Source organism: Accumulibacter sp. (assembly GCF_032229525.1).
In the GTDB taxonomy this organism is placed as follows: Bacteria; Pseudomonadota; Gammaproteobacteria; order Burkholderiales; family Rhodocyclaceae; genus Accumulibacter.
In genome coordinates this window covers 5,243-9,517 of sequence record NZ_JAVTWB010000134.1, presented here as the reverse complement: position 1 = coordinate 9,517, position 4,275 = coordinate 5,243, and the positions used below count along the sequence as shown (strand labels likewise).

At 61.9% G+C, this 4,275-nt stretch carries 4 protein-coding genes; 3 read left to right on the top strand and 1 reads right to left on the bottom strand.

The annotated features are described in order from the left end of the window. The 3 genes from RUW20_RS09315 to RUW20_RS09305 form a co-directional block, all read left to right on the top strand. Window positions 1-1,835 (top strand): efflux RND transporter permease subunit (locus RUW20_RS09315; protein WP_313951927.1); only part of this gene is annotated, 1,835 nt, incomplete at its 5' end. Further along, entirely contained in the window at window positions 1,832-2,059 is a 228-nt protein-coding gene (locus RUW20_RS09310) for a DUF2892 domain-containing protein (RefSeq protein WP_313951926.1), read from the top strand. The genes RUW20_RS09315 and RUW20_RS09310, both read left to right, overlap by 4 nt. Before the next feature lie 630 nt (window positions 2,060-2,689). After that, window positions 2,690-4,000, top strand: coding sequence for an N-acyl amino acid synthase FeeM domain-containing protein (locus RUW20_RS09305; protein ID WP_313951925.1), 1,311 nt, complete (start codon window positions 2,690-2,692; stop codon window positions 3,998-4,000). A gap of 62 nt (window positions 4,001-4,062) precedes the next feature. Here RUW20_RS09305 and RUW20_RS09300 read toward each other — a convergent pair. Then, window positions 4,063-4,275: AraC family transcriptional regulator (locus RUW20_RS09300; protein ID WP_313951924.1), on the bottom strand; the 213-nt coding region annotated here is incomplete at its 5' end.

Sequence of the window (4,275 nt, the reverse complement as noted above, 5' to 3'; positions counted from 1 at the left end):
TGGCCTTCGTCACCGGCCTGATGGGGCCGTACATGAGCCCGATCCCGATCAACTCCTCGCTCGGGATGCTCATTTCACTGGCCGTGGCTTTTGTCGTCACCCCGTGGCTGGCGGCGCGGCTGCTGGCCAGGACTCCGCACCTGGCACCCACCGGCGATGGCGATGGCGACGCCGGCTCGCCAAGCCAAAGCCGGCTCGATCGCCTGTTCCGTAGGCTGTTGACGCCGTTCCTCGACCCGCAGAAAGGCAGCGCCGCGCGCCGCTGGCTGTTGCTGGCGATCATGCTGCTGATCGCCGCTTCGCTGGCGCTGGGAGCGCTGCAGCTGGTGGTGCTGAAGATGCTGCCCTTCGACAACAAGAGCGAGTTCCAGGTCGTGCTCGACATGCCGGTGGGTACGCCGCTCGAGGAAACCGCGCGCGTCCTGCACGAGCTTGGTGCCGAAATCGCCACGGTGCCGGAAGTCAGCAACTACCAGGCCTACGCCGGAAGCGCCAGCCCGATCAACTTCAATGGTCTGGTGCGCCAGTACTATCTGCGCGCCGCACCGGAACTCGGCGACCTGCAAGTCAATCTGGTCGACCACCAGCAGCGCTCGCGCAAAAGCCACGAAATCGCCATCTCGGTTCGCGACGCGATCGAAGGCATTGGGCGGCGGGCAGGCGGCAACGCCAAGGTCGTCGAAGTGCCGCCGGGACCACCGGTCCTCTCACCGATCGTCGCCGAGATCTATGGACCCGATTATCGTGGCCAGCGGGCGGTGGCCAAGGAGGTGCGCAAGGTCCTGGAGGCCACGCCGGACCTGGTCGCCATCGACGACTCGGTCAACGCCGGCGGCCAGCGCAGCGTGCTGCGCGTTCTGCAGAACAAGGCTGCGCTGCTCGGCGTCGCACAGAGCGAGATCGTCGACGTGCTACGCATGGGGCTGGCCGGCGATGACGTCACCCCCGTGCATAACACCGGCTCAAAATACGAAATCCCGGTGCGTCTGACCCTGCCGGCCGAGCAGAAAAGCACCCTCGACACGCTGCTCAAGCTGCGTGTCCGCTCGCGTGACGGCCAGTTGGTGCCGGTTTCCGAACTCGTCGAGGTGCAACAGCTGGGTCGCGAGCAGGCGATCTACCACAAGAACCTGCTGCCGGTGGTGTACGTCGTCGCCGACATGGGCGGCAAGCTCGATTCGCCGCTCTACGGCATGTTCGCCGCGCGTAGCAAGATTGCCGGCCGCGCGCTGGATGGCGTCGATCACGCTGCCGGCACGCTCGACGAATGGTTCATCAAGCAGCCAGACGCACCCGATGCCTCCTACAGCATCAAGTGGGACGGCGAGTGGCAGGTGACCTACGAGACCTTTCGCGACATGGGTATCGCCTATGGCGTCGGCTTGATCCTGATCTATCTGCTGGTCGTCGCGCACTTCAAGAGCTACCTGGTACCGCTGATCATCATGGCGCCGATTCCGCTGACCATCATCGGCGTCATGCCGGGGCATGCGCTGCTCGGCAGCCAATACACGGCGACGTCGATGATCGGCATGATCGCTCTGGCCGGGATCATCGTCCGCAACTCGATCCTGCTGGTCGACTTCATTCGCCAACAACTCGGCAAAGGCATGGCACTGAGTGAAGCAATCATTCAGTCCGCTGCGGTGCGCGCCAAACCGATCGCACTGACCGGCCTGGCGGCGATGCTCGGTGCGACCTTCATCCTTGACGACCCGATCTTCAACGGACTGGCGATCAGCCTGATCTTCGGCATTTTCGTTTCCACCCTGCTCACCCTGGTGGTGATCCCGGTGCTTTACTACGCAGCCTTCAGAAAGGAGTACCAGAAATGACCACCGATCGCGCCGTGCGCATCATGGCCGGCAGCTTCATCCTCATCTCTCTCGCCCTGGGCGTAGAGGCCAGTCCACTGTTTGTTTCCAAATACTTCCTGTGGCTCACCGCTTTCGTCGGCGCCAACCTCTTGCAGAGCGGCTTCACGCGCTTCTGCCCGGCCGAAAGCATGATGGTCAAGTTCGGTATGAAGCGGCTCGACGAGTCGTCCTGCGGGCGCTGACCCGAGGCTGGGCGCCGAGCACGCCGCGGCACCGGCAGAAGCCCATTTTCTGCAGCCCGTACCAAGGGCAAACGCTCCGCGGCTTGGCTGCGTTCGAGTGCAGTACAGCGCCAGCGAACTTTGCGCAAGATCGGGAACTCCGCTCGCCTGACCGCCTCACCATCGCATGGGATAAGAAAAAAACCACCGGCCGAGCAAAAGCGCTGGCGGCGAACCGCAACCTACGCTAGTCTGCCGTTGAATCCTCGTCGAGCGGATCGTCAGGACGCTTGGCCGCTGCCGGCAAGGAGAGCGCATGGCGCTCAAAATTGTACGGTCAGGGTAACGCTGGTCCTTTTTGCTGGAAGGCACCCTGAAGACGTGCTGTGCTTAATGTGAAAGTCGCGTACGCGACTCACGAATTTCCCTTCTCCCCAGCGCGGGAGAAGGGCCGGGGAAGAGGGGGGACGGTCATGACTTTCATGATCTGGGGTATCTCGACATGTCATGACCGTTAGCCCCGTTTCCCTGATACTGACGGACGCCACACCCAGCGACCGTCAGCTGCTGGCGATGGAAAGCGACCGAGTGGTCATACCAACAGGAGTGTAGCGTGCGGGTAGAGGCAGAACAGTTGCTGAGAGGGTAGGGATGATCAGAACACTCGTCTTGCGGACACGAAGAATCCTGAGCGACGCGTTGCAAAGAACGTTCAACGTTGTCCCGACGAAAAAACACGCGGCTGTCTATCGTAATCTCGTCGATTGCGACCCTGATCTGAGTGACCGCCTGGTACTCAAGATCGCCGACACGAAGGAGGAACTTGAAGCGTGCTTTGCCTTGCTGCATGACGCCTACGTCAGCAGCGGTTTCATGAAGCCAGATCCTTCCGGAATGCGCGTCACCATCTATCACGCCTTGCCGACCACCACTACCCTCTGCGCGAAGTATGACGGCGAAGTGGTCGGGACACTGTCCTTGATCAGGGAGAGCGTGTTGGGCTTCCCGCTCCAACGGATCTTCGACCTGACCGCAGTACGAGAAAAGAGGGGAAACATCGTCGAGGCATCCGCGTTGGCGGTGCACCGGAAGTTCCGGCGAATCGGCGGCAGCGTTTTGTTCCCGCTGTTGAAGTTCATGCACAACTACTGCACGACCTTCTTCGATACGCGGCATGTGCTAATCGCGGTCAATCCCAGGCACAGCGAGATGTACGAGTCGCTGCTGTTCTTCAAACGACTGACGCAAAATGTCGTCGAAAACTACGACTTCGTGAATGGCGCCCCCGCTGTGGGCGCTGCGCTGGACCTCCGAGCTTTCGAGCAACTCAGCAAGAAGAAGTATGGCGCCGAACCACCGAAGCGAAACCTACATGCCTTCTTCTTCGAGCTCAAGCTGCCCAATATTCAGCTTCCGCCCCGACGCTTCTACACCACCAATGATCCCGTGCTGACTCCGGAGTTGCTTGATCACTTCTTCAACGTCCGCACCAACGTGTTCAGAGACCTGAGTGATCGCAAGAAGCGTTTGCTCCACGAGATCTACGACCTGCCGGAATATCGCGCCGTCTTGCCGGCGCCGCCCGAGGGCTCCCAGGATGCCAGCGGCAGGCACCACCACAGGCGCTTCTCCGTCCTCTGCCCCGCTACGTTCTCCCTCCAGACGCCCGACGGCAAGAACCGCCAGTTCGAGCTCGAAATCGTCCAGCTCTCGCGCTACGGCTTCCAGGCAAACGCGGGGGTCAACGTTCCGAGCGATGTCTGGGGTGACGTGACGATTCAGCTGGGTCCGGAGGAAGTGTCCCGCGTCAAGGTCAGCGCCTCGAGGGGCTCCGGAAGCGGGGTCTACACTTTCCGCCTGGGCGAGCCGGACCTCATCTGGCGCAAGTTCGTCAATGCTCTGTATAGTGGCCGCACCCAGGCCGACCTTGAAAACGCGACGCGTTTCATGACTGACCGATAGTGCTAGGGCGGCGCACTCTGGCGATTGCGAGCGTCATCGAGGCCGCCCGCGTTCGTGATCCGCTAAGGCGTTGTGGCAGCGCCGTCTTGAGCGGCAGTCCGTCCGCCCCCGCCGACGTAAAGCCGCCGCCGATAGTGAGCCGGTGCCATACCGGTCCATCTCAGGAAAGCTCGATAAAAGGCTGCGCTGTCAGCAAACCCCAGGTCGGCGGCAATCTGCGCCAGAGGCTGCCTGGTCTTGGCCAGGCGGTCGATCGCCACATCACGACGCAGGGC

What these genes read in the sequence shown, in the direction of transcription:
- RUW20_RS09305 (WP_313951925.1), top strand. Translation starts at nt 2,690, where the DNA reads ATGATCAGAACACTCGTCTTGCGGACACGAAGAATCCTGAGCGACGCG.
- RUW20_RS09310 (WP_313951926.1), top strand. Translation starts at nt 1,832, where the DNA reads ATGACCACCGATCGCGCCGTGCGCATCATGGCCGGCAGCTTCATCCTC.